Below are 24,762 nucleotides of genomic sequence, written 5' to 3'. Positions count from 1 at the left end.
CGCCGGCACCTCCGACACTCCCGGCACCTCGGATTCCGCCCGCACCTCCGGTTCCGCCGTCGTGCGCGGCACCGCTGCCACCGGCCGGTCCCCCCGCCCGTCCGGCTCCCCGGGCGGCTCCCCACCGGTCGCCGTACGGCTGCGTACCGGCCGGCTCGTTCTCTACACCGTGCTCGTCGTCGTCACCGGGCTGTTCCTCGGCCCCTTCGGCTGGCTGGTCCTCACCGGGCTGAAGACCTCCGCCGAGACGGCCGCGGCGCCGGTGCACTGGCTGCCCGCGGACTTCCAGTGGCACAACTTCGCCGACGCGTTCCACCTGGTCGACTTCCTCGGCTACGCCCGCAACTCCCTGATCATCGCCTTCCTCTACGCCAGCCTGGTCACCCTGAGCTCGGCCTGGGTCGGCTACGGCTTCGCCCGTCTGGACGCACCCGGGAAGAAGACGCTGTTCGGCGTGCTGCTCGGCTCGATGATGCTGCCCCAGATGATCACGCTGCTGCCGACCTACCTGATCTTCGCCCGGCTCGGCATGGTCGACACCTACTGGCCCTGGGTGCTGTGGGGCCTCGCGGCGGCGCCGTACCTCGTCTTCCTCTTCCGGCAGTTCTTCGCCGGGCTGCCCCGGGAGCTGGAGGAGGCCGCGATCGTCGACGGCTGCGGCTACGCCACGATCTTCTGGCGGATCTTCCTGCCGCAGTCCTGGCCGGTGCTCTCCGCCAGCTTCGTGATCGCCTTCACCTGGACCTGGGGCGACTACATCGCACCCCAGCTCCTGCTGTCCACGGACCGTTCCACCCTCGCGGTCGCCGTGATGTCCACCTACGTCACCTCCGCCGGCACGCCCGTCACCCACCTCCAGGCCGCCGCCTCGGTGATGTACGTCGTCCCCATCCTGCTGATCTTCCTCGTCGCCCAACGCGGCTTCATCGCCGGGACGTCCACCTCCGGACTGAAGTAGGTCCCGCCCCCGGCACCGCAGTCGCCCACCGAACCCCTCGACTCCCCTCGCACACAAGGACGTTGCCATGAACGAAACCCAGGGCCCGGGTCTGTCCCGACGCACCCTCCTCCAGACCGCCGGCGCCGCGGCCGCGGCGTACACCCTGCTCGGAACGGCCACCGGCACCGCGAGCGCGGACACCGCCACCGCCGGCGCGGCCGACGGACCGAGAACCGACCGGCTGGTGGTGCACCCCGTCCCGACCGGGCTGCCCCTGAACACCAGCTTCTCGGTCAAGGCCCGTACGCCGGACGGCGAGTGGCAGCCGGTGCCCGTCATCCGGGCGCGCACCAAGACCATCAACGAGAAGACCGGCGCGGGCGTCGTCCGCAGCTCCTCGGTGGCCAACCTCGACTTCCGCGGCACCGTGGAGGTCCAGGTCACCTCCTCCAAGGGCGCCATCGCCTCCGCGCGGATCCGCCCCCTGTCGTACGACATCGCCCACGAGGTGAGCGGGGACACCGTCACCTTCAGCCTCACCGAGCCGCGCAACCTCTCCATCGAACTCGGCGACGCCGACGGAGACGCCTTCGACCTCTACGACAACCTCCAACTGCACGCCAACCCGATCGAGAGGTGGCGGCCCGAGGAGGACGACCCGGACGTCATCTACTTCGGACCCGGCATCCACACCGTCCCCGACAACGTGGTCAAGGTGCCCAGCGGCAAGACCGTGTACCTGGCCGGCGGCGCGGTCCTCAAGGCCCGCGTGGAGTTCAGCCACGTGGAGAACGCCCGGCTGCTCGGCCGGGGCATCATCTACGACTCGGACGCCGCCACGCTGGTCGCCTTCTCCAAGAACATCGAGATCGACGGCATCCTCGCCCTCAACCCCAAGACCGGCTACTCCTGCACCATCGGCCAGTCGCAGCAGGTCACCGTCCGCAACCTGCACTCCTACAGCTTCGGCCAGTGGGGCGACGGCATCGACGTCTTCAGCAGCGAGGACGTGCTCATCGAGGGCGTCTTCATGCGCAACAGCGACGACTGCATCGCCATCTACGCCCACCGCTGGGACTACTACGGCGACTGCCGCAACATCACCGTCCGCGACTCCACCCTCTGGGCCGATGTCGCCCACCCCGTCAACATGGGCACCCACGGCAACCCCGAGAAGCCCGAGACCATCGAGAACATCGTCTTCAGCGGCATCGACGTGCTCCAGCACCGCGAGCCCCAGGTCCTCTACCAGGGCTGTTTCGCCCTCAACCCCGGCGACAGCAACCTCATCCGCAACGTCCGTATCCAGGACGTCCGCGTGGAGGACTTCACCTGGGGCCAGTTGCTCAACATGCGGGTGATGGCCAACCGGTACAACGCCTCCCCGGGACGCGGCATCGAGGACGTGTACGTCCGCAACCTGACCTACCACGGCACGCACGCCTCCATGGCGATCCTGACCGGCTACGACGCGGACCGCCCGATCAAGAACCTGACCTTCCAGAACCTGTCGGTCAACGGCACGGTCGTGCACGACAAGATGAAGAAGCCCGGCTGGTACCTGACGACCGACATGGTCCCGATGTTCGCCAACGAGCACGTCAAGAACCTCCGCTTCCTCGACGCCGACACGGCGGCCGCCACCACCGCGCCGGAGATCACCAGCGCGGGCGAGGTCACGGCCATCGCCAAGCGGGTCTTCAACCACCTGGTCACCGCGAGCGGGCTGCCCACGTCGTTCGCCGCCGAGGGACTGCCCGGGGGTCTGTCGTTCGACACGAGGACGGGCCTGATCTCCGGTGTCCCGTTCCGCCCCGGCTCCTGGACGGTCACCGTGTCGGCCACCAACAGCGCCGGCACGGCCACCCAGTCCCTCACGCTCACCGTGCGGCACCCGTAGGACCAGGAGAGACATCCGTGCTTCCCCTCAGCAGAAGGTCGTTCCTCGGCGCGGCCACCTTCACGGCCGCGGCCGGCGCCGGAATCCTGTCGGCCGCCTCCGCCGCCTCCGCCGCCTCGGCCTCTGCCGCGTGGGCGGGCTCCGCCGAGGCGACCCGCACCTTCAGCCACCCGGGCCTCCTGCACAGCGCGGCCGACCTGGACCGGCTGAAGCGCGCGGTCGCGGCGAAGGAGTCGCCGATCCACGAGGGCTATCTCGTCCTCGCGGCCCACGCCCGGTCCAAGGCGACGTACACCGTGCAGAACACGGGGCAGATCACCTCCTGGGGGCGCGGCCCCACCAACTTCATGAGCCAGGCCGTCGCCGACTCCGCCGCCGCGTACCAGAACGCGCTGATGTGGTGCGTGACGGGCGAGCGGGCCCACGCCGACAAGGCGCGGGACATCCTCGACGCCTGGTCCTCCTCGCTCACCATGATCACGGGCGCCGACGGTCCGCTCGGCGCGGGACTGCAGGCCTTCAAGTTCGTCAACGCCGCCGAGCTGCTGCGGCACACCGGGTACGACGGCTGGGCGGAGGCGGACATCGCCCGCTGCGAGCGGTCGTTCCTCGACGTCTGGTACCCGGCGGTCTCCGGCTACATGCTCTACGCCAACGGCAACTGGGACCTGACGGCCCTGCAGACCGTCCTGGCCATCGGCGTGTTCTGCGAGGAACCCGTCCTCTTCGAGGACGCGCTGCGGTTCGCCGCGGCGGGCGCCGGCAACGGCAGCGTCCGCGGTCGGATCGTCACGGCCGCCGGCCAGGGCCAGGAGTCCGGCCGCGACCAGGGGCACGAGCAGCTCGCGGTCGGCCTGATGGGCGACGCGGCGCAGGTGGCCTGGAACCAGGGCGTGGACCTGTGGGGCTTCGACGGCAACCGTCTCCTGGCGAACGCCGAGTACGCCGCCCGCTACAACCTCGGCGGCGACGTCCCCTTCACCCCCGACCTGGACCGCACCGGCAAGTACATCAAGAAGACCGTCTCGGCCGTCGGCCGCGGCAATCTCCCGCCGGTCTACGAGATGTACCTCGCCCACTACGCCGGGGTGCGCGGCCTCGACACCCCCGCGACGAAGGCGGCGGTCTTCCGGGGCACGGGGGGCGCCCGCTTCGTCGAGGGCACCAACGACGACCTCCCGAGCTTCGGCACCTTCGCCTACGCGGGGGCCACGGCCCCCGCGTCGACACCCGCACCGGAGCCCCCGGCCGGGGTCACGGCGGTGGGCGCCCCCGACGCCGTGACCGTGGCCTGGCTGCCGTCGGCCTGGGCCACCGGGTACACCGTCCGGCGCTCCACCCGCCCCGAGGGCCCGTACGAGGAGGTCGCCACCGGCCTCGACGAGCCGACGTACACCGACGCGGAGGTGCGCCGGGGACGGACGTACTACTACACCGTCGCCGCCTCCAACTCACGTGGCGACAGCGGTGGTTCCAGCCCCGCCGCCGCCTCCGCGGGCCTCCCCGGGCCCTGGGGCGCCCAGGATCTGGGGACGGTGCGGATCCCGGGTTCGGCCCTGTTCGACGGCGAGCGGTTCGTGCTCCGGGCCAGCGGTACGGCGGACACGTACCACCTGGCCCATCTGCCGCTGCGGGGCGACGGCACGGTCACCGCCCGGATCGTGTGGCCGCTCAGCTCCCAGTACTCCAAGATCGGCGTCACCCTCCACGACGCCCTCGACGCGGACGCCGCGCACGCCTCGATGCTGATCCAGGGTCTCCCGCTGCACACCTGGAGCGGCGTGTGGACCGTCCGGAAGGCGGCCGGGGCCGACCTCTCGGCGACCGGCAGCACACCCGTGCCGCCCGCCCAGCAGCAGGCCATCACCACGGCCGCCGCGTTCCCGATCTCCGGCCTGGGCGCGCTCCCGGAGTCGGCGACCCCGCTGGAAGCCCCGTACGTCGAGGGCGCGGGCGACGGCTACCGGCTGCGGGCACCGTACTGGGTGCGGGTGACCCGGAAAGGCCGCCGCTGCACCGGGGAGATCTCGCCGGACGGCGTCCGGTGGACCGAGGTCGGCAGCTCCGAGGTCGACCTGGGGCGGACCGTGCACGCCGGACTGGTCCTCACGTCCTGTCTGGGTGTGGACGAGGAGTACGCCGACTCCGGCACCGGCGCCTTCGACAACGTCACCGTGACCTCCGCCGCCGGGGAAGAGGTCTGGTCGGTGGCCCGCCCCGTACGACAGGTCACCGACCTCAGGGCCACCACCGGGGCCGACGCGGTCGAACTGACCTGGACCGATCCCGACCTCTCCGCCCGCTACCGGGTGCGGCGCGCCACCGCCGTCGACGGCACCTACCGGACGATCGCGAGCGGGGTCGCCCCGGTCGGCTTCGGCGCCCGCCTCCGGTACACGGACGCCACCGGCACCCCCGGCACGACGTACCACTACGTCGTCACGAAGACCAACGAGGCCGGACAGGGCCCCCGTTCGGAGCCGGCCTCCGCGCGGATGCCGTCCCCCACCGCGCCTCGACTCACCTCCGCCCCCAAGGCGTTCGCCGGCCGGGGCGTCCCCTTCCAGTACCTGATCCGGGCCTCGCACACCCCCGTACGCTTCGGCGCGAGCGGACTCCCCGAGGGCCTCCGCGTCGACGAACGCAGTGGTCTGATCTCCGGAACCCCCACCCGGACCGGCGAGTTCACCGTCACCACCACCGCGGGCAACGCCGCGGGCGAGGCCTCCGGCACGCTCACCCTGACCGTCGGTACACCGCCGCCCGCCCCCTGGTCGTACGGCGACCTCGGCGACGTCGTCCTCGACGAGCGCGCCTTCGGGACCCTGGGCGTGGTCGCGATCCGTACCCCCGGCCATACGGCGTACGAGGAGGACGGGACCTTCGTCGTACGGGGCGCCGGCGTCGACCTGTCCGTCAACAACCAGGGCATGACAGGGCAGTTCGTGCGACGGCCGGTCACCGGCGACTGCGAGGCCACCGCCCGGCTGGTCTCCCGTACCGGCGCCGTCGCCGACCGGGTCGGGTTGGTGATGGCCAAGTCGCTGTCACCGTTCGACCAGGCGGCCGGGGCGATCGTCAGCGGCGGGACGAGCGCCCAGCTGATGCTCCGGACGACCGTGGCCGGGCGGTCGACGTTCACGGGCGGTGCCACCGTCGCCGCCCCCTGCCTGCTGCGGTTGAGACGCGTCGGGACCGCGTTCTCCGCGGCGGTGTCCACAGACGGAGGAGTCACCTTCACCCCCCTCGCCGACGGAGAGATCCCCGGCTTCGGTGACGCCCCCTACCACGTGGGCCTGGTGGTCTGCTCCCGCGACCCCCTGGCCCACGTCACCGCGCGATTCAGCGAGGTGAGCATCACCCCCCTCTAGTGCCTGGCGGGTCCCTCGGGGCCCGCGAGGCTCCTCCATGGAATGGAGACAAGCAATGAGCCGCACTTCCCCCCACACGAGCCCCGAAGGGCCCGCCCCCGAGGGCGAGTTGAGCCGCAGAGGTCTGCTGCGGACCGCCGGTGGTCTCACCGCCGCCCTCGCGCTGGGCGCCGCCTCCTCCGTAGCGACGACGGCGGAGGCGGCCCCGGCCGCCTTCACCCATCCCGGCATGCTGCACGCCTACGGCGAACTCAACCGCGCCAAGGTGCGGGTGGCCGCCGGGGACGACCCGTGGCTGTCCGGCTGGAACCGGCTGACCGCCAACTCCCACTCCGCGAGCACCTGGACGGCCAGGCCGCAGGCCACCGTCATCCGCGGCGGCACCGGCGAGAACTACGGCATCCTCTACAACGACATCCACGCCGCCTACCAGAACGCGCTGCGCTGGAAGATCGCCGGCACCACCGCCCACGGCGACGCGGCCGTCCGCATCCTCAACGCCTGGTCGTCGACGCTCACCACCGTCACCGGCAACGCGGACCGGTTCCTGGCCGCCGGGATCTACGGCTACCAGTTCGCGAACGTCGCCGAGCTGATGCGCGGCTACGGCGGGTTCGACCTGGAGCGGTTCAAGACGATGATGCTCAACGTCTTCTACCCGCTCAACAACCAGTTCCTGAACAACCACAACGACGCCTGCGTCACCAACTACTGGGCCAACTGGGACCTGTGCACCATGAACTCGATCCTCGCGATCGGGATCCTGTGCGACGACGGCGCCAAGTACGACCAGGCCGTGAACTACTTCAAGAACGGCGCGGGCAACGGCGCGATCCGCAGGGCCGTGCCGTTCCTGTACGACAGCCAGGGCCTCGCCCAGTGGCAGGAGTCCGGCCGCGACCAGGGGCACACGATGATGGGCATGGGCCAGATGGGAGCCTTCTGCGAGATGGCCTGGTCCCAGGGCGAGGACCTCTACGGCTACGACAACAACCGGTTCATGAAGGCCGCCCAGTACGTCGCCAAGTACAACCTCGGCGAGGACGTGCCCTTCACCGCCTACACCTGGGGCACCGGCCAGAACTGCGCCCAGCAGACCCACACCGTGATCTCGTCCAGCGGCCGGGGCCAGCTCCGCCCCGTGTGGGACCTCCTCCACTACCACTACGCGCGGCGGCGGGGCCTGTCCGTCCCGTACATCACCCGCATGGCGGAGAGCGTCCGCCCCGAGGGCGGCGGCGGGGACTACGGCCCCAACAGCGGCGGCTACGACCAGCTGGGCTTCGGCACCCTGATGTACGCCAAGTAGTCAGGTCCCGGAACGGCCCCGTCGCCCGAACGGCCGCCCGGGACCCCGCACGACCGGAATACCGCGAAGGGATGTGGTGCTCTGAGGTGGACGACGGTTCACGAGCGGGCGGCGTGAGGAGCTGGTGCGCGGATGACGGCAGACCGGCGGGACCCCGTGGTCAGGACGCCCTACGGGGACGTACGCGGCACGTACGAGTACGGGGACGGGGACGGCCACGGGGACCGGATCGCCGTGTTCCGGGGCATCCCGTACGCGGCCCCGCCCTTCGGCCCCCGCCGGTTCCGCCCGCCCTCCCCGCCGGAGCCCTGGTCGGGGGTGCGGGACGCCGTCGCCTTCGGGCCGACGCCTCCGAAACCGCCGTACTCGGAGGCGTTCGCCCGCTATCTGTCGGACCCCGTCGTCCCGGGCGACGACTGCCTCAACCTGAACGTGTGGACGCCGGAGCCGGGTCACGGGGCCCGGCTTCCGGTCATGGTCTGGATCCACGGCGGCGCCCTCACCCGGGGCTCCTCGGCGGTCCCGGTCTACGACGGTGCCGCCTTCGCCCGTGACGGGGTGGTGCTGGTCTCCCTCAACTACCGTCTGGGCGTGGAGGGTTACGGCCTCTTCCCGGACGCCCCGCCCAACCTCGGGCTGCGTGACCAGCTGGCCGCGCTGGAGTGGGTACGGGAGTCGATCGCGGGGTTCGGCGGTGATCCGGACCGGGTGACCCTGGCCGGCCAGTCGGCCGGCGCCATCAGCGTCGGCGCGCTGCTGGCCATGCCCCGCGCCCGGGGCCTGTTCCGGCGGGCCGTGCTGCAGAGCGGGCCGCCGGAGGCGCTGGACCGGGACAAGGTGCGCCGTATGGTCCGCCGGATGGCGAACAGGCTCAAGGTCCCGGCGACCGCAGAGGCCTTCGCCGCCGTGGACCGGTCCGCGCTCGCCGAGGCGCAGGCCGAGGTCGGCCGGCTCAGCAGCCCGGTGCTCGGCGGCCCCGCCTTCGGCATCGTCGTCGACGGCGACCTGCTGCCCACCGACCCGCTGGAGGCGCTGACCGAGCACGGCGCGGCTCCGGGGATCGACCTCCTCATGGGCTGGACCCGCGACGAGCACCGGCTCTGGCTCGTCCCCGGCGGCCTCCAGGAACGCGTCGACCGCCTCGGCACGGTCGCACTGGCCGGCGCCCGCGCCCGCTGCCACTGCGGCCCCGAGATCCCGCGCGCCTACCGCGAACTCCACCCGGACAAGGGCGTCGCCGACCTGGTCGGCCGACTCGTCACCGACCACCTCCTGCGGGTCCCCCTGCACCGGGTGGCGGACGCCCGCGTCGACCAGGCCCGGTCCTACCTCTACGAGTTCGCCTGGTCCTCCGGCCTCCCGGCCCTCGGTTCCTGCCACGCCCTCGAACTCGGCTTCGTCTTCGACACCGGCGACACCTCCGCCTCCGCCAAGCTCGCCGGCGAACACCCCCCACGCGACCTGGCCACCGCCCTGCACTCCGCCTGGGTCGGCTTCGTGGCGGAGGGCACCCCCGGCTGGCCGGTGTGGGACCACACCCATCCGGTCCGCGTCTTCGACTCCCCGGACGACGAGCCCCTCGCCTTCGGCCCCTACGACCCCGAACTCGCCCTGTGGGCCGCGGACGCGCGGCGACCGCGCAGGGTCCAGGGCGGCGGCACCTTCGTCACCTCCGGCGGAGGCCCGCTGCCGGCGCTGCGCCGCTTCCGCCGGAGTCCTTGAGGCCCGCTGTCCTGCCGGTGCCGTCCCTATCCGTGGTCCGCGTCGGGTCCGGCGGTGCCGTCCGTCGGCGTCGGGGGTCTGGTGTGGAGGATCTCGCGGGCCTGCTCGGCGGCGCGAGTGGTGCTCTCGCTGACGAAGTCGAGGAAGCGGGCGACGTTCTCCAGGCGGGCGGCGGCGGGAGTGCCGGTGCCGAGGACGCCGACGCCCTGGCGGGCGGTCTCCACGACCTGGGCGATGGCGCGGGCGCTGGCGATCATCGACTGGTACCAGACGTCGTCGTCGACGATGTAGCGCTCCCGGCGGCGCTCGCCCTGCTCCCGGCGGACCATGCCCTGGCTGTCCAGGAACGTGATCGCCTTCGAGATGGACGCCGGGCTGACCTGGAGCCGCTCGGCCAGTTCGGACGCGGTGAGGCTGCCGCTGTCGGTGAGGGTGAGACAGGCCATCACCCGCGCCATCATCGTGGGCATGCCCGAGGCCATCATGACGTTCGTGAACGTCTCCTCGAACTCGCGTACGGCCTCGGCGTCGCGGCCGTGGGCCTGCTCGGGGGTCTGTGCCGCCGGGGGAGTGGTCCGGCGGCGCCGGCGGGCGCGGCGTTCGGTGGCGCGGTGGGCCAGGTCGGCGCGGTAGGCGGTGGGGCCGCCGTTGCGCATGACCTCACGCGTGATCGTCGAGGTGGGGCGTTCGAGGCGTCGGGCGATCTCCGCGTAGGCGAGGCCGTCGGCCAGCCCTAGCGCGATCTGCTGGCGTTCCTGCTGGGTGAGCCTGCCTCCCGGCATCGCTGTCTCCTTCGTGCTCCGTGGTGCGCCCACTCTAGCGTTCACGCTCAATCTATTGCAACGCAACGCGTGAGCGTTGTTGCGTTACTCTTCTGTCCGTTGCAATGATTTCCCGGCTCTCACCTGCATGTATGGCGATTCTGCGCAACGAACGTGTTGCCCGATCCTCGAACGCAACGTAGCTTTTCCGTTGTCGGAAACGAAGAGCCGAAGGAGAGGCATCATGCAGAAGTTCGAGACCCCCGCCCCCATCTCCGCCGTCCTGAACATCCCCGCCGGGCGCGTGCGGTTCATCGCCGCCGACCGGGCCGACACCACCGTCGACGTCCGGCCCGCCGACGCCGCCAAGGGCCGGGACGTCAGGGCCGCCGAGCGGACCACGGTCGACTACCGCGACGGGGTGCTGCGGATCCAGGCCCCGGAGGCGAAGAGCGAGCTCTTCGGCTCCTCCGGCAGCCTGGAGGTGACCGTCCAACTGCCCGCCGGCTCCCACGTCCAGGCCAAGGCCGCCGCCGCCGAGTTCCGCGGCGTAGGGCGGCTGGGCGACGTCGCCATCGACGGCGCGCACGGCCAGGTCAAGCTCGACGAGGCGGCCAGCGCCCAGCTGAACCTCCTGGCCGGCGACGCGCTGGTCGGCCGCCTGGACGGCCCCGCCGACATCACCAGCGGCAAGGGCGACCTGCGCATCACCGAGGCCGTCCGCGGCACCGTCACCCTGCACACCGGGTACGGCGAGATCTCCGTCGGCGCCGCCGCCGGCGCCTCGGCCTCCCTGGACGCCGGCACCTCCCACGGCCGGATCCACAACGCGCTCAGGAACAGCGGCGACGCCGACGCCCGGCTCGACATCCACGCCACCACCGGCTACGGCGACATCACCGCCCGCAGCCTCTGACCCACGACCTCCGCCCCGCAGCCCTGAAGGAGCACTCCCACCATGACCACCCCGGCCATCGCGGCGAACGGACTGCGCAAGTCCTACGGAGACAAGGTCGTGCTCGACGGCATCGACCTGACCGTCCCCGAGGGGACGATCTTCTCCCTGCTCGGTCCGAACGGCGCCGGCAAGACCACCGCCGTCAAGATCCTCTCCACCCTCGTCCCGCCCGGCCCCGGCTCCGGCGGGATCCGGGTCGGCGGCCACGACCTCGCCGCCGACCCGCAGGCGGTCCGCGCCGCGATCGGCGTCACCGGGCAGTTCTCCGCCGTCGACGGGCTGATCACCGGCGAGGAGAACATGCTCCTCATGGCGGACCTGCACCACCTGACCAGGAAGGAGGGGCGGCGGGTCGCCGCCCACCTGCTGGAGCGCTTCGACCTCACCGAGGCCGCCGGGAAGCCCGCCTCCACCTACTCGGGCGGCATGAAGCGCCGGCTCGACATCGCCATGACCCTGGTCGGCGCCCCGCGGGTCATCTTCCTCGACGAGCCGACCACCGGCCTGGACCCGCGCAGCCGCCACAACATGTGGCAGATCATCCGTGAGCTGGTCTCCGACGGCGTCACCGTCTTCCTCACCACCCAGTACCTGGAGGAGGCGGACGAACTCGCCGACCGCATCGCGGTGTTGAACGACGGCCGGATCGCGGCCGAGGGCACCGCCGACCAACTGAAGCGGCAGATACCCGGCGGGCACGTCCGGCTCCGCTTCACCGACCCCGCCGCCTACCGCTCCGCCGCCTCGTCGCTGCGCGAGGTCACCCGGGACGACGAGGCCCTCGCCCTGCAACTCCCCAGCGGCGGCACCCAGCGCGAACTGCGCGCCGTCCTCGACCAGTTGGACTCCGCCGGCATCGAGGCCGACGAACTCACCGTGCACACCCCGGACCTCGACGACGTGTTCTTCGCCCTGACCGGCACCGACGTCCCCACCCAGCCGAACCAGTCCAAGGAGACCGCCCGATGAGCGCCCCCCTGGCTCCCGCCCGCCCCAACCCCGTCGCCCTCGCGGTCCGTGACTCGTCCACGATGCTGCGCCGCAACCTCCTGCACGCGCGCCGCTACCCCTCCCTCACCCTCAACCTGCTGCTGACCCCGATCATGCTGCTGCTGCTCTTCGTCTACATCTTCGGCGACGTGATGAGCGCGGGGATCGGCGGCAGCGACCGCTCCGACTACATCGCCTACATCGTCCCGGGCATCCTGATGATGACCATCGGCGGCACCGTCGTCGGGACCGCGGTGTCGGTCGCCACCGACATGAACGAGGGCATCATCGCCCGCTTCCGCACGATGGCGATCCACCGCGGCTCCGTCCTCGTCGGGCATGTCGCCGGCAGCGTGCTGCAGTGCGTGGCCAGCGTGGTGCTCGTCGGCGCCGTGGGCGTCGCCATCGGCTTCCGTTCGGTCGACGCCTCGGTCCTGGAGTGGCTGGCGGCGTTCGGGCTGCTCGCGCTCTTCTCCCTGGCGCTCACCTGGATCGCGGTCGGCATGGGTCTGTCCAGCCCGAACGCCGAGGCCGCCGCCAACAGCGCACAGCCGCTGGTCCTGCTCCCGCTCATCTCCAGCGCCTTCATCCCGGCCGACACGATGCCGGGCTGGTTCCGGCCGATCGCCGAGTACCAGCCCTTCACGCCCGCCATCGAGACCCTGCGCGGACTGCTCCTCGGCACCGGGATCGGCCACAACGGCTGGCTCGCCGTCGCCTGGTGCCTCGGCCTCGCGGTGCTCGGCTACTTCTGGTCGACCTCGAAGTACGACAGTGACGCGAAGTAGACGCCGGAGCCCAGCACCCCGCGCCCCTTGGGGGCGCGGGGAACCGCGCGTTCAGCCACGACGCGCCCGCACCCGGCCCAGCACCTCACCCGGCAGACGAGACCCCGCCGCCCACCGCCCCCACCGACTCACGCACCACGACATGCGTCCCCAGCAGCAAGTGCTCGTCGGCGGCGGAGCGCCCCCGCTCCAACGCCGTCCGCACGGCCAGCCGCCCCAGCTCCTCGTACGGCACCCGCACCGTCGTGAGCGGCGGATACAGATCACGCGCGAACGGGATGTCGTCGTAGCCCACGAGGGACACGTCCCCCGGCACCGACACCCCCGCCTCGCGCAGCGCGGTCAGCGCCCCCGCCGCGACCATGTCGGTCGACGCCATCACCGCCGTGAAGTCGAGCCCCTCCTCCAACGCCCGCCGCGTCGACCGGTACCCCGAGTCCCGGGTGAAGTCCCCGGTCAGCCGCAGCGCGGGGTCCGTCTCCACGCCCCGCGCCCGATGGGCCGCCAGATAACCCCGCTCACGCCCCTGCGCGGTCGTGTGCTCCGGCTTCCCCCCGAGGAAGAGGATCCGCCGGTGCCCCTGGGACAGGACATGCGCGCACAGGGCGTACGCGCCGCCCTCGTTGTCGTACTCGATGACGGTGACCGGCGCTCCGGGGTCCAGCGGCGGCCGTCCGCACAGCACGAGCCGGGACCCGGCGGCCGCCAGCCCGTCGGCGACCCGCGCGGTGCGCGACCGGTACTCGGGGGTGTCCGCGCCGCCGCCGACCAGGATGACGGCGGCGGCCCGCTGCGCCCGCATCGTCTCGATGAAGTCCGCCTCGTGCGCGGCGTCCCCGTCGGTGCTGCACACCAGACAGAGATGGCCGAGCCGGGTCGCCTCGCGCTCCACACCGTGCGCCATCAGCGCGAACGAGGGGCCGGTGATGTCGTCGAGGACGAAACCGAGGGTGGGGGTGCCGGCCCCGGCGATCGCCTTGGCGCGGGCGTCGGCGACGTAGTCCAGTTCACGGACGGCCCGCAGCACCTGCGTGCGGGTCGTGGCGCTCACCGGGTAGACCCCGCCGAGCACCCGCGACACCGTGGCCGCCGAGACGCCGGCCCGCGCGGCGACGTCCCGGATCGTGCTGCGGCCGCCGTCCGCGCTCTTCCTCGTCATGCGCCACCCCGCCCCACTTCTCGGCACCACCTCGGTAACCGGTTTCCCCGGGAGGGAGGCTAGCAGCGGGTGAACGGTGGAGGCCCCGGATCCGTCAGCCCAGTGACTTCGCGATGGCGGAGATCGCCGCGGGGCCCACCCGGCAGCATCCCCCGATCAGCCGGGCCCCGGCCGCCCGCCACCCCTCCACCTGCTCGGTGGTGAACGTCGACCGCCCGGTCCAGGCCCGCGCCGACGCGTCCCAGGTCTCGCCGCTGTTCGGGTACACCACGACGGGCTTGCCGGTGACCCGCACCGCCGTCTCGATCGCGCCGTCCACGTCGTCGGGCGAGCAGCAGTTCACGCCCACGGCGACGATCTCCTCGGCGTCGGCGGCGAGCGCGAAGGCCTCCTCCAGCGGCTGCCCGGCGCGGGTGCGGTCACCGGCGACGGTGTAGGACAGCCAGGCGGGCACGCCCAGGCCCCGGACCGCCCGCAGCAGCGCCTCGGCCTCGTCGGTGTCGGGGATCGTCTCCAGCGCGAGGACATCGGGGTGGGTGGCGGCCAGCGCCTCCAGGCGGGGCCGGTGGAACCGCTCCAACTCGGCCCCGCTCAGCCCGTACCGGCCCCGGTACTCGGAGCCGTCCGCGAGCATGGCCCCGTACGGGCCGACCGAGGCGGCCGTCAGCAGCGGGCGCGTGATGCCCCGCGCCTGGGCCTCCACCGCCGCGTCGACGGCCAGTTCGACGCTCAGCGACATGAGTTCGGCGGCGCGCTCGCGCCCGATGCCGCGCTTCGCGAAGCCCTCGAAGGTGGCCTGGTAGCTGGAGGTGATCGCCACGCTCGCGCCCGCCTCGAAGTAGGCGAGATGGGCCTCGGTGATCGCCTCCGGCTGCTCCGCGAGCAGCCGCGCCGACCACAGCTCGTCACTCAGGTCGTGGCCGGCCGACTCCAGCTGGTTGGACATCCCGCCGTCGAGGACGAGGACTTCGGCGGCGAGGGCCGCCGCGAAGGGGCCGACGCGAGGACCGGGGACGTGGGGGAAGCTGCCGGGTGCGTTGCTGGTCATGTCGACGACGGTAGTCCAGGCAGGGGGGCGGGCCGCCGAGTGTGTCCATCAAATGAACAGATTGACCACCATGTGGACTGCGGCGGTACGATCACGCCCTCCCCGTCCCCACCCCGCCGCATCCCCCGGGAACCGCCATGACCACGACCAGTACCCCTGAGGCCACCGAGCCCGAACCGACCTCGCCCCCCGGCGCGAGTGCCCCGGGCCGCACGTTCGGGCTCGCCGCGGCCACCGCCCTCGTCACGGGCAACATCATCGGCGGCGGCATCTTCACCCTCCCCGCCGCCGTCGCCCCGTACGGCACGATCAGCCTGCTCGCCTTCGTCGTCCTCTCCGTGGCCGCCGTCCTGCTGGCGTTGCTCTTCGGGAAGCTGGCCCGGCGCAGCCCGGTCACCGGCGGCCTCTACGTCTACCCGCGCGACGCCTTCGGGCCCTTCGCGGGCTTCCTGTCGGCCTGGTCGTACTGGACGATGTGCTGGGTCAGCATCGCCGCGCTCGCCGTCGGCGTCGTCGGCTACGTCGACGTGCTGATACCCCTGGGCGACAGCAAGGCCGTCCTGGCGCTGGTGGCGCTGGCCGCCCTGTGGCTGCCCGCCGCCGCGAACTTCGCGGGCACCCGTTACGTGGGCGCCGTGCAGATCGTCTCCACCGTGCTGAAGTTCGTGCCGCTGCTGCTGGTCGCGACCATCGGCCTGTTCTTCGTCGACACCGACAACTACGGCCCGTTCAACGCCTCCGGCGAGAGCGCCCCCGGTGCTCTCGCCGCGGCGGCCGCGCTCCTCCTCTACAGCTTCCTGGGCGTCGAGTCGGCCGCCGTCAGCGCCGGCGAGGTCCGTGACCCGGAGCGCAACGTCGGCCGGGCCAGCGTCCTCGGCACCCTCGCCTCCGCGCTGGTCTACATCCTGGGCACGGTCGCCGTGTTCGGCCTCGTCCCGCACGAGGAACTCGTCGAGTCCGGGGCGCCCTTCGCCGACGCCGTGAACTCGATGGCCGGCGGCAGCTGGGGCGGCACGGTGATCGCGCTGGTCGCGGTGGCCTCGATCGTGGGCTGCCTCAACGGCTGGGTCCTGCTCAGCGCCCAGATGCCGTACGCCGCCGCCCGCGACGGCCTCTTCCCGAAGCGGTTCGCCCGCGTCGGCAAGGGCGGCGTCCCCGGCTTCGGCGTCCTCGCCACCGCGGTCCTCGGCACGCTCCTCATCGTCGTCAACTACGCGGACGACCCGGACACCGCGTTCCGCGTCCTCGTCCTCATCACCACGTTCACCGGCTGCGTCCCGTACCTGCTGTCCGCCGCCGCCCAGCTGTACTGGCTGGCACGCGGCACCCGGGAGCGGGTCCGCCCCGCCGGCCTGGTCCGCGACCTGATCGTCGCCGCCCTCTCCTTCGCCTTCTCCTTCTGGCTGATCGCCGGCGCCGGCTACGCGGCCGTCTACCAGGGCGCCCTGTTCCTGTTCGCGGGCATCCCGGTGTACGTGTGGCTGCGGGGGCGGCAGGAGGGGGCCGAGGACGAGGCGGAGGCCACCGCCTAGGCGGCCTGCCGTTCCGCCGAAGGCAGCCGACGAGGGCGGCGAGAGGCCGGCGGACGGCGGCGGGCGGCCACCGACCCCCGTGCGGTGACCGCCCGACCACTTGTGCGCCCCGGTGGGCGCGGGGCCTCGTGCTCAGCCCGTGGCCGCGTGCCGGCCGCCCCCGCGCCGGTTGTTCCTGCGGCGTCTGGTGACCGGCACCAGCAGCGCGGAGAGGCAGCCGACGGCGAGTGCGTACGGCCACCAGCCGAAGCCGCCGTCGGCGGAGGCGCTCGCGTTCTGCGTACGGGGGTCCTGCTCGCCGGTGTCGGAGCCGGAGCCCGCGGCGGTCTTCACGGACGGCGACGGGCCGCCCTTCGCCCGGGTGAGGACGACGTCGTTGCCGTCGCCGCCCCTGTAGCCGATCCGGTACGTGGTGTCGGCCAGCTTCACCTTCGCGCCCTCCCGGAGACCGGTGAACGTCCCGGTGTTCGCGCCCTTGCCGCGGTGGTCGATCACGGTGATCGTCTCGCCGGGCCCGCCGACGTCGGCCAGGGCCGCGAAGTCCAGCCCGCCGGCCAGCCGCACGGCACCGTCCACCTTCAACGGCCGTTCACGCAACACCAGTTCACCCTTGGCGGTCTGGGTGTAGCCGCCGGTCACCGTCAGGCCTGCGACCACCACGCCCGCGTTGGTCACCGCGCCCTTCACCGTGCCCTTGCCGGACAGCGCGGTGGTCACCCTCAGCCCGGAGGTGCCCACGTCGAGCTTCGCGCCGACGGTGGTGAGCCTGATGGTCCTGCTGTGGGCGAGCGTCGCCCCCGAACGCAGTGCCAGCGTGCCCTTGGTGATGTTGGTCGCCCCGGTGTAGGTCACCGCCGTGCCCGTCAGCGTCGTGGTGGCCTTGCCCGACTGGGTGAGCGAGCCGCTGCCGCCGACCCGCGCCAGTGTCACCGGCTTCGAGACGTTGCGGACGATCAGTGAACCGTGGTTGACCACCTTGGCGAGGTCGCCCTTGGTGTAGAGCCCGCCGTCGCCCCCTGACCTGCCGCTGCCCAGCCGCAGCACGGCGCCCTTCTCGACGGTCGTCGAGCCGTTGTAGTACTGCACGGCGGCGAAGGTGACGTCGTTGCCCTCGGTGCCCTTGACGACGATGTCCCCGGCGCCGGGCGCGGAGAGCGTGTCGTGGAAGCGGCCGCCGCCGATGGGGGCGCCCAGGGTCACCGGCCCGTTGTAGTCGAAGGTGAGCAGCGAACGGGAGCGGGCGGCAAGGAGGTTGATGTAGACGGTCTCGGCCGTGCCCGGCATGAAGATCTTGTTGGTGGTGCCGTCGCCCCACTGGACGTTGGCGCCCTTGATGTTGGTGCCGCGCTTGTTGACGTTCTTGCGTGCGGGCGTCCAGTTCAGGGCGGGGTCGCTGAGCGAGGGATTGGTGTCGCCGCCCCGGTCCGACCAGCTGTACTGCCCGGTGAGGATCACCTTGCCGCCCGGCCGCGACTGGACGTTGATGTCGCTGCCGTACTCGCGCTGGTAGAAGTCCATGCCCTGGGTGACGGTCTGGCCCAGCGGGGTGTCCACGGTCCAGGTGCCCTGGTTGAGCACCTTGCGCGCGTTCGGCAGCGAGGTCGCGAACTCCGGGCGCCCGGCGTTCACCTGGGTGCCGTTGTCGATGACCCCGCTGAAGGGGTGCGTGCCCGACAGGTCCCAGGTGGCCCAGAGGAACCTCGGCTGGCTGACCAGGCCGGAGCCGCTGATGGTGCCCAGGTTGTACGCGACGTCCTTCAGGGCGAGCCGCAGGGTGCCGTCGACCCGGATGTTGTTCTGGTTGAGCCGGAACGCCGGGGTGTCGTACGGGTAGTGGCCGATCACGCCGGTCGAGCCGCTGTTCCCGTACTGCAGGGTCGCGCCCCTGGCGACGGTCACGGCGGGCGGGTCCGGGCGGGTGACGGTGACGTACGGGTGGTTGCCGCCGAGGATCCGCACGCTCTGCCGTCGCCGGGACTCGGGCAGGGTGAAGTCGCTGTCCCGGGTGAGGACCAGCGTCCCGGTGCCGCGCACGGTGAGCGTGCCGGTGCCACTGAACACACCGTCGTACGTGGTGGTCCCGGACGGCACGGTCACCACCGTGTCCCCGGCGAGCGTGACGTTCCGCCCGGCCAGGACGTCGGCGGTCACATCGCGCGGGCCGGCGGCGGTCGCGGTCGGGGCGCCGAGCAGCAGGGCGGTGACCGCCAGGGCTCCGGCGGCCGACGCTGTCTTGTGGATATGGGTGCGCACGTCATGGGTGACGGTTCGGGGCCCGCCTCGATAACAGAAATCTCGCGAGGACCCCGTTTCTGCTCCGGTGAGTTGTGTTGGTCTCGCGCAACCCGTTGACCTCCCCGTAACACGCCCTTACCTTTTCGGCGTTCGGAATGAAAGATCTTGTGCGATATGTCGAACATTTCTGTTTCCTTTTGTTCCCCCCTCCGAGAGGAAGCCGCATGGGCCGCGACCACACCGCCCCCGAACCCCCGAACCGCCGTCTGCTCCTGAAGGGCGCCCTGGCCGCCGGCGCCCTCACGGCGATGCCCGCGACCGCCGCCCACGCGGTCGGTTCCCGGCCGCCCTACGTCAACCCGCTGGTCCGCAACCGCGCCGACCCGCACATCAACCGGCACACCGACGGCTTCTACTACTTCACGGCGACCGCGCCCGAGTACGACCGGATCATCCTGCGCAGGTCCCGCACGCTGCGCGGGCTGTCGACGGCGGCCGAGTCCGTGATCTGGCGCAAGCACGAGACGGGAGTGATGGGCGCGCACATCTGGGCGCCCGAGATCCACCGCATCGACGGCAAGTGGTACATCTACTTCGCCTCCGCGCCCGCCGAGGACATCTGGGCGATCCGCATCTGGGTCCTGGAGAACTCCCACCGCGATCCGTTCAAGGGCACCTGGGTCGAGCGCGGGCAGCTGAAGACGGCCTGGGAGACCTTCTCCCTGGACGCCACCACCTTCACCCACCGGGGCTCCCGCTATCTCGCGTGGGCGCAGCACGAGCCCGGGATGAACAACAACACCGCGGTCTGGCTGTCCCGGATGGCCGACCCACTCACGCTGACCGGTCCTCAGGTGCGGCTCACCACACCCGAGTTGGACTGGGAGGTCATCGGCTTCAAGGTCAACGAAGGCCCGTCGGTCATCAAGCGCAACGGCCGGCTCTTCATGACCTACTCGGCGAGCGCGACCGACTCGAACTACTGCATGGGCCTGCTGACCGTCGACGCGGACGCCGACCTCATGAACCCGGCCAACTGGTCGAAGTCCCCGACGCCGGTCTTCACCAGCAACGACACCACCAAGCAGTACGGGCCGGGCCACAACAGCTTCACCGTCGCCGAGGACGGCCGCACCGACGTCCTCGTCTACCACGCCCGCCAGTACAAGGACATCGTCGGCGACCCCCTCAACGACCCCAACCGCCACACCCGCGTCCAGCGCCTCGGCTGGAACCCCGACGGCACCCCCGACTTCGGCATCCCCGTGGCCGACTCACCCACCCCGAACCCCGGTAAGGAGAGCTGAGATGAGACGTGCCCACGCGATGCTCCTCGCGCTCTGTCTGGCACTGGCCGGCGCCCTCGTGACCGCCGGCCCCGCCCAGGCGGCACCACAGACCGTCCCCAACGGCACCCAGTTCACGGACACCTCCGGCAACCCCCTGCACGCCCACGGTGGCGGGGTCATCAAGGTCGGCTCGTACTACTACTGGTTCGGCGAGCACCGGAACTCCGACAACACCTTCCGGTACGTGTCGGCCTACCGCTCCACGGACCTGAAGAGCTGGGAGTTCCGCAACAACGTCCTGACCGAGGCCACCGACCCCGAGCTGGCGACCGCCAACATCGAGCGGCCGAAGGTCATGTACAACGCGGCCACCGGCAAGTACGTCATGTGGATGCACAAGGAGAACGGCGTCGACTACAGCGAGGCCCGCGCGGCTGTCGCCGTCTCCGACACCGTCGACGGGAACTACACCTGGCGGGGCAGCTTCCGCCCGCTCGGTACCCACATGTCCCGTGACATCACCACCTTCGTGGACACCGACGGCACCGGCTACATGATCTCGGCGGCCCGCGAGAACTACGACCTCCAGATCTACCGGCTCACCGCCGACTACACGGGCATCGCCGCCCTCGTCGCCGACCCCTGGCACGGCGGCCACCGCGAGGCCCCGGCCCTGTTCAAGCGGGGCAACGTCTACTTCATGCTGACCTCGGGCGCCACCGGCTGGAACCCCAACCAGCAGCAGTACGCCACCGCCACCAACCTCGCGGGCCCCTGGACCGCCATGGCCAACGTCGGCGACTCCACCACCTTCGGCTCGCAGACCGCGTACGTCCTGCCCGTGCAGGGCACGTCGACCACCTCGTACCTCTACATGGGCGACCGCTGGGGCAACTCCTTCGGCGGCACGGTCAACGACTCCCGCTACGTCTGGCTGCCGCTGACCTTCCCCACCTCGACCACCATGTCGATGTCCTGGTCGCCGGAGGTCACCGTCGACACGGCCACCGGCACGATCAGCGGCACCAGCGCCACGTACAACACGCTGACCGCCCGCCACTCGTCCAAGTGCGCCGACGTCACGAGCCAGTCGCAGTGGCCGGGAGCCCAGATCAAGCAGTACACGTGCAACAGCGGCAACAACCAGAAGTACTGGTTCAAGTCCGTCGGCGGCGGCTACTACCAGCTGATGACCCGGCACAGCTCCCTGTGCGTCCAGGAGAACGCCAACACGGTCACCCAGGAGAACTGCAACTCCTCCTCCACCGCCCAGCAGTTCTCGCTCACCACCACCGGCTCCTATGTGAACGTCAAGTCCCGCGCGACCGGCGAATGCCTGGACATCAACGGCGCGTCCACCGCCGACGGTGCCGCCGTCATCACGTACACGTGCAACGGCGGAACCAACCAGCAGTGGACGCGCGGCACATGACGGCTCGTCAGTTCAGCAGGTCGATCGCGTCGATCGACGTCCCCGCACTGAGGTAGGAGGTCGTCCCCGAACCGCTCACCACGTTGATCCTCAGCACGTTGTACTGACTCGTGTCCGCCAGCCAGGCGGAGGCCGGGACGCTGTAGGTGAAGGTGTGGTTGTTGCCCCGGTAGGACCCGTTGGTCAGGGACCGCGTGTTCGGCTGGGTGGGCGGGGAGGGGATCGCCGAGGTCCAGGTGTCGTTCACGACGACCTGCGGCCGGCCGTTGGCGTAGGCCGTCGTCACCCCGATGCGCAGGGTGTGGGCGGCGGCGGCCTGCGCGGCGGTCAGCCGGAAGTAGACGAGGAGACCGCTGTTCACGTCCTTCCAGAGGTAGCAGGGAAAGGCCGAGGTCTCGTTCCCGCTGCCGATCACCACATTGCCGGTCCAGGCCGCCGCACGCGTGTCCGACGGATGCGCGTACGTCATCAGGTCGGCGTTCTTGAATCCGCTCGGCGTGCCGTTCCAGTCGTTGATCCGCCAGATCGCGGACGCGTTCGACGGATCGTTGGTGGACGGGATAGCGATCGAGTTCAGCGTCGTCGTCCCGCCCGCCGTGACCGTCACCGAGGTCGTGTACACCGCCAGCTCACCCTTGAAGACCGTGAGCGTGTACGTCCCCGGAAGCACCCCGGAGATGGCGTAGTAGCCGTCCGACGCCCGAGCCGAACCCCAGTACTGCGCGGCGGAGTTGGCGAGCCCCACCGTGTACGCGTACGCCGTGTTCCGCCCGGTGATGCCGACGCCCGCCACCCGGCCCCGGCCGCTCGCGGAGACGTACCCGGACAGGCCGAGCGAGTCCGCCCACGAGGTGGTCAGGGTGCCCGGGAACAGCGACGAGGAGGGCGCCCCGCCGTCCGTGAAGGCGATGACGTACGGGCCCTGGAGGCCGAACCGCTGCTCCTCGGTCTGGTTCTGGCCGTAGTACAGGATCTCGTAGAGGCCGCCGCCGTCCGCGCTCTGGTGGCGCAGCAGGGAGCGGTAGAAGGGGCCGCCGGAGGCCTTCTCGTGGTTGCTGCGCACCATCCACAGGCCCACGCTGCCGGTCGTCCAGCCGACGTAGTCGTAGTCCATGACGCGGAGTCTGGAGAAGTGCTTCGAGCGGGTCTGGCCGTCGGACTTCCTGAAGACGTCCGAGGCTTCGATGGTGGTGGGCGCGTAGGTGTACGAGTCGGGCTGGTCGTTGAGGAACAGGCCCGCCTTCACGCGCACGATGAACCGGGTCGCGGAGACCGAGGTGTCGGCTTTGTTGGTCCACAGGTAGACGTTGTTCTCACCGCTGCGGGCCGCGTAGTAGTGCCTCAGCGTGCCGTAGGTGACGGAGACGAGGATCGTCGAGCCGGACTGCCTGATGGTGACGGTGGAGCTGCCGAGGCCGGACTCGATGTGCGAGTTCATGCCGCCGTAGCCCTGGTACTCCACGCCCCGGTAGACCAGCGACGACAGGTCGCCGTTGCTCTTCCTGACCTTGAACACCAGGTTGGCGCCGGTGTCGATCACGTAGTTGGTGCCGTCGTCGGTGTAGCCGAACGTCGCGGCGCGGGCGGTGCCGGCCAGCGGCCCGGCGAGCGCGGCGCCGGCGGCGGTGGCGGCGGTACCGACGACGAAGCCGCGTCGGCCGAGCGTCGTGCGGTCGGGGGATCCGGACATGGGGGTGCCTCCTCGGAGGTGCGTGGGGGGAGTGCGGGTGATTCGGAAGGGTGACAGTTGAATCGTTTTCGCGAAAGGGCTTTCACCGTGGGGAAGTTGACAATCTTGTGAAAGTGGGTCGACATCTAGAAAGCGCTTGCCAAACGATGTACCGTCCAGCCGCCGGGTCATGTCACCCCTTCGGAGGAGCCGCAATGAGACGTTTCACCGTCGCCGCGCTGACGGCGGCCGCGACCCTGGGCACCGTCCTGGCGGCCGCACCGGCCGAGGCGCACCGGGGCCGCCCCGCGCTGGGCCTGGAGAACTGCGCCGCGAACACCTGCCACTTCGACGTCCCGGCCGGCACGTACGACGTGACCGTCCGCCTCGGCGGGGAGAGCGCGGCGAGCACGAAGGTCACCGGCGAGGCGCGCCGCACGCTGCTCGCCGAGACGGCCACGGACGCCGGGAGGCCCGTCTCCCGCAGCTTCACCGTGAACGTCCGCACCCCCGAGGGCGAGCCCACCGGCGCCGCCGGCACCCCGGGCCTGGACCTGGTCATCGGCGGTGCGGCGCCCGCGCTGGCCGACATCCGGGTGACCCCCGCCCACCGGCCCCGCCAGATCTTCCTGGTCGGCGACTCCACGGTCTGCGACCAGCCCGGCGATCCCTACTCCGGCTGGGGCCAGCAGCTCCCGCAGTACCTGCGCAAGGGCCTCTCGGTCGCCAACTACGCCGACTCCGGCGAGAGCACGGTGTCCTACCTCGCCGACTCCCGGCTGTGGGCGACCGTCCAGCCGCAGATCCGCCGGGGCGACCTGGTCCTGATCCAGCTGGCCCACAACGACAAGCAGACCGACGGGGCCACCTACCGGGCCAACCTGGAGACCCTGGTCGCCGGCGTCCGGGAGAAGGGCGGCAGGCCGGTCCTGGTCACCCCGATCGTCCGCCGCTGGTTCAACTCCGACGGGACCCTGAACAACGGCACCGCCCTCCTGGTCAACGGCCTGGGCGTCGACCATCCGGCGGTCACCCGCGAGGTCGCCGCCGCGGCCGGCGTGCCGCTGATCGACCTCACCGCCAGGACGAAGGCGCTGGTGGAGTCGCTGGGCACGGAGGGTTCCAAGGCGCTCTACCTCTACAACGAGAAGCGCGACAACACCCACACGTCCGTGCACGGAGCGACGGTCTACGCCGACCTCGTCCGCGACGAACTCGTCGCCCAGGGGCTGGTGCCCGAAGGGCGGACGAGGGTGGGGTAAGACGCCTGGGGCGTCCCGACCGGAACCGGGGCGCCCCAGGTTTTTGTGGACGGCGATGGGTGTGTGGGTGCGGGGGTGCGGGGGTGCGTGGTCGGGTGCGGGTAGGTGGGGCTTCTCGCGCAGTTCCCCGCGCCCCTGAAAGACCAGGCCCTGCGGGCCTGGAAACCACAGGCCACGAGGCAGAAGCCCGACGCGGCGGCGGACGGCGGAGGAAAAGCGAGGGGCGCAGCCCCTGCTTTTCAGGGGCGCGGGGAACCGCGCGAGAAGCCCCACGCACCGGCACTTGCCGACGTACCCCAGCCGCCCCGGACCCTTGCTTGTCTTCAGGCCCGCAGGGACTGATCTTCTAGGGGCGCGGGGAACCGCGCGAGAAGCCCCCCCCCCCCCCACCCCCCCC

General features: G+C 71.4%; 17 protein-coding genes. 12 read left to right on the top strand and 5 right to left on the bottom strand.

Going from position 1 to position 24,762, the window contains the following annotated elements:
* Positions 1-139: 139 nt before the first annotated feature.
* The 5 genes from RM704_RS42040 to RM704_RS42020 all read left to right on the top strand — a co-directional run bounded on the left by RM704_RS42040 (position 140) and on the right by RM704_RS42020 (position 9,242).
* Entirely contained in the window at positions 140-958 is an 819-nt protein-coding gene (locus tag RM704_RS42040; RefSeq protein ID WP_033531531.1) for a carbohydrate ABC transporter permease, read from the top strand.
* 67 nt (positions 959-1,025) lie between these two features.
* A complete protein-coding gene (locus RM704_RS42035) occupies positions 1,026-2,840 on the top strand; it encodes a putative Ig domain-containing protein (RefSeq protein WP_033531508.1) in 1,815 nt (604 codons plus the stop codon).
* A 17-nt stretch (positions 2,841-2,857) separates the two neighbouring features.
* On the top strand, positions 2,858-6,211 hold the full coding sequence (locus RM704_RS42030) for an alginate lyase family protein (RefSeq protein ID WP_033531507.1): 3,354 nt from the start codon (positions 2,858-2,860) through the stop codon (positions 6,209-6,211).
* A 55-nt stretch (positions 6,212-6,266) separates the two neighbouring features.
* On the top strand, positions 6,267-7,520 hold the full coding sequence (locus tag RM704_RS42025; protein WP_033531506.1) for an alginate lyase family protein: 1,254 nt from the start codon (positions 6,267-6,269) through the stop codon (positions 7,518-7,520).
* Positions 7,521-7,652: 132 nt separating this feature from the next.
* A complete protein-coding gene (locus RM704_RS42020) occupies positions 7,653-9,242 on the top strand; it encodes a carboxylesterase/lipase family protein (RefSeq protein ID WP_033531505.1) in 1,590 nt (529 codons plus the stop codon).
* A 26-nt stretch (positions 9,243-9,268) separates the two neighbouring features.
* On the opposite strand, the gene RM704_RS42015 is transcribed toward RM704_RS42020, so the two are convergent.
* On the bottom strand, positions 9,269-10,024 hold the full coding sequence (locus RM704_RS42015) for a GbsR/MarR family transcriptional regulator (RefSeq protein ID WP_033531504.1): 756 nt from the start codon (positions 10,022-10,024) through the stop codon (positions 9,269-9,271).
* 223 nt (positions 10,025-10,247) lie between these two features.
* Between RM704_RS42015 and RM704_RS42010 the strand changes: the two genes are divergently transcribed.
* From RM704_RS42010 to RM704_RS42000, 3 genes are read left to right on the top strand one after another with little or no spacing between them, the layout of a single operon-like run.
* Positions 10,248-10,919 (top strand): DUF4097 family beta strand repeat-containing protein, encoded by a 672-nt coding sequence (locus RM704_RS42010; protein WP_033531503.1) that lies wholly within the window; start codon positions 10,248-10,250, stop codon positions 10,917-10,919.
* Positions 10,920-10,961: 42 nt separating this feature from the next.
* On the top strand, positions 10,962-11,930 hold the full coding sequence (locus tag RM704_RS42005) for an ATP-binding cassette domain-containing protein (RefSeq protein WP_033531502.1): 969 nt from the start codon (positions 10,962-10,964) through the stop codon (positions 11,928-11,930).
* Positions 11,927-12,739: an ABC transporter permease gene (locus RM704_RS42000; protein WP_033531501.1), complete on the top strand. Its 813-nt coding sequence runs from the start codon at positions 11,927-11,929 to the stop codon at positions 12,737-12,739. The genes RM704_RS42005 and RM704_RS42000 overlap by 4 nt, the downstream gene beginning before the upstream one ends.
* 85 nt (positions 12,740-12,824) lie before the next feature.
* Here the strand turns inward: RM704_RS42000 and RM704_RS41995 are convergent, their stop codons facing one another.
* Together RM704_RS41995 and mmuM are read right to left on the bottom strand one after the other, a co-directional pair.
* Positions 12,825-13,898, bottom strand: a complete 1,074-nt coding sequence (locus RM704_RS41995; RefSeq protein WP_033531500.1) for a LacI family DNA-binding transcriptional regulator — start codon at positions 13,896-13,898, stop codon at positions 12,825-12,827.
* A gap of 94 nt (positions 13,899-13,992) precedes the next feature.
* Positions 13,993-14,946: a homocysteine S-methyltransferase gene (gene mmuM, locus RM704_RS41990; RefSeq protein WP_033531499.1), complete on the bottom strand. Its 954-nt coding sequence runs from the start codon at positions 14,944-14,946 to the stop codon at positions 13,993-13,995.
* 137 nt (positions 14,947-15,083) lie between these two features.
* Between mmuM and RM704_RS41985 the strand changes: the two genes are divergently transcribed.
* Entirely contained in the window at positions 15,084-16,478 is a 1,395-nt protein-coding gene (locus RM704_RS41985; protein ID WP_033531498.1) for an amino acid permease, read from the top strand.
* A gap of 132 nt (positions 16,479-16,610) precedes the next feature.
* Here the strand turns inward: RM704_RS41985 and RM704_RS41980 are convergent, their stop codons facing one another.
* Positions 16,611-18,731 (bottom strand): hypothetical protein, encoded by a 2,121-nt coding sequence (locus tag RM704_RS41980; protein WP_033531497.1) that lies wholly within the window; start codon positions 18,729-18,731, stop codon positions 16,611-16,613.
* A 206-nt stretch (positions 18,732-18,937) separates the two neighbouring features.
* Between RM704_RS41980 and RM704_RS41975 the strand changes: the two genes are divergently transcribed.
* Together RM704_RS41975 and RM704_RS41970 are read left to right on the top strand one after the other, a co-directional pair.
* Positions 18,938-20,020, top strand: a complete 1,083-nt coding sequence (locus RM704_RS41975) for a glycoside hydrolase family 43 protein (RefSeq protein WP_033531496.1) — start codon at positions 18,938-18,940, stop codon at positions 20,018-20,020.
* A 1-nt stretch (position 20,021) separates the two neighbouring features.
* Entirely contained in the window at positions 20,022-21,434 is a 1,413-nt protein-coding gene (locus RM704_RS41970; RefSeq protein WP_033531495.1) for an RICIN domain-containing protein, read from the top strand.
* 7 nt (positions 21,435-21,441) lie between these two features.
* On the opposite strand, the gene RM704_RS41965 is transcribed toward RM704_RS41970, so the two are convergent.
* Complete coding sequence (locus RM704_RS41965; RefSeq protein ID WP_033531494.1) at positions 21,442-23,124, bottom strand: rhamnogalacturonan lyase B N-terminal domain-containing protein; 1,683 nt, start codon at positions 23,122-23,124, stop codon at positions 21,442-21,444.
* 194 nt (positions 23,125-23,318) lie between these two features.
* On the opposite strand from RM704_RS41965, the gene RM704_RS41960 reads away from it, so the two are divergent.
* On the top strand, positions 23,319-24,365 hold the full coding sequence (locus tag RM704_RS41960) for a rhamnogalacturonan acetylesterase (protein ID WP_033531493.1): 1,047 nt from the start codon (positions 23,319-23,321) through the stop codon (positions 24,363-24,365).
* Positions 24,366-24,762 lie beyond the last annotated feature (397 nt).

It is taken from the genome of Streptomyces gottesmaniae, from assembly GCF_031845845.1.
In the GTDB taxonomy this organism is placed as follows: Bacteria; Actinomycetota; Actinomycetes; order Streptomycetales; family Streptomycetaceae; genus Streptomyces; species Streptomyces akebiae.
This window is presented reverse-complemented; position numbering and strand designations above follow the sequence as displayed.